The 1643-nt window shown below is 76.2% G+C and carries 1 protein-coding gene; it reads left to right on the plus strand.

Annotated elements, in window-relative coordinates:
• On the plus strand, nucleotides 1–1643 hold a 1643-nt coding region (locus tag HW578_RS26270; RefSeq protein ID WP_232479313.1), incomplete at both ends, for a glycosyltransferase 87 family protein.

Here is a 1643-nt window from a genome sequence, read left to right on the forward strand (position 1 = left end):
AGCCGTGACGGCACCGCCTGCATTGCCGGGCGGCATGACCGCCGGGGCGGCCACCGCGCCGGCGCCGCGCCGGGGCCTCGCGCTGGCGGCGCTGCTCCTGCTGGCGGCGGGAACCGGGCTGGCATCGGCGTTGCTCGGCGCCGACCGCAGCTGGGATGCGCAGAACTACCACGTCTACGTGCCCTGGAGCGTGCTGGTCCCGCGCCCGAACGACCTGCTGCCGGCCGGGCTGCAGGGCTTCCACAACCCGTTGGCGGACCTGCCCTTCGCGCTGATGCTGCGCTGGCTCAACTACCATCCCCGCCTGGTCGCCTTCCTGATGGGCGTGCCGGCCGGGGTGGTGCTCTGGATCCTGTGGCTCTGCGCCCAGGCCGTGCTGGCGGAGCAGCCGCGGCGCGGGGTGCTGGCGCTGCTGGCGCTGGCGGGTGCCGCGGGTGGCGCGGCGTTCCGCGGGCAGCTCGGCACCACCTCGGGCGATGTCGTGACGGGCGGTTTCGTGCTGCTGGGCCTGCTGGCCGTGCTCGGGCCCGACGGCGCGCGCTGGGGCGGGCGGGCGCTGCTGGCCGGCCTCGCGGTGGGCGCAGCGATCGGGCTGAAGCTGACGAATGCCCCGTTTGCGTTGGCGCTGGCCGCGCTTCTGGTGGCCAGGATCGGCGCCGACCGCCGGCTGCCTGGGGCGCTGCTAGCCTGCGCGCTGGGCGGCGTGGTCGGCATGGCGCTGGCCGGCGGCTGGTGGGCCCAGCGCATGTTCGCCGAGACCGGGAACCCGATCTTTCCCTATTTCCACCAGCTGTTCGATGCCAGCGAGGGCGCGCCGCGCGCCGGGCGCGACCTGCAGTTCATGCCCGCCGGCCTCCCCGACGCGCTGGCGCGACCCTTCCTGTGGGCGATCGACGACACGCCGCGCGTAACCGAGGAACGCATGCGCGACCCGCGCATCGCGCTCGGCCTGCTCGCCGCGCTGGTGCTGCTGGGGCGCGCCCGCGCCCGGCCGCTCGCGGTGTTCTTCCTGGTGGCCTATGCGGTCTGGCTGCCGGTCTTCTCGATCTACCGCTACATCGCGGTGCTGGAGCTGCTGGCGCCGGTGCTGATCGTGGCGGCGCTGGCCATGCTGCCGCAGCGCATCGCCATCGCCGCCGCGGCAGCCTTCGCGGTGCTGGCCTTCCCGCTGACCAAGCCGGTGCCATCGCTGCGGGGAGCGCTCGGCGCGCGGTATCTCGACGTGCGGTGGCCCGGCATGGCGCCGGGCGCGGCCATCCTGGGTACCGAGAAGCCGACCGGCTTTCTGGCCGTGGGGCTGCCGCCGCTGACACCCTTCGGCAGCCTGCTCGGCCTCGCGGAGGTGGGCGGGCCGCAGGACCGCGCCCGGCTCGCCGCGCTGCTGGCCGGGGAGGCGCCGCTCTATGCGGTGGCGCCGGGCGAGGGGCGCGGCCTCGACATGCTGGCGCCTTACGGCCTGGCGCCGGAGGTCGCGGCCTGCCGGCGCATCTGCACCAACTGGTCGCCGGCCGGTGTCGGCCCGCTGGTCTGCCCGCTGACCCGCACAGCGCGCACGGACCCCGCCCCGCCGCTGCGCCATGCCGGCCCGGCGCGGGAATTGTGCGAGGCGGCGGGGCCGGGCTTCGCCAGCGCCGGGCGCCGGG

This window comes from Roseomonas rosulenta (assembly GCF_016106005.1).
Lineage (GTDB): Bacteria > Pseudomonadota > Alphaproteobacteria > Acetobacterales > Acetobacteraceae > Neoroseomonas > Neoroseomonas rosulenta.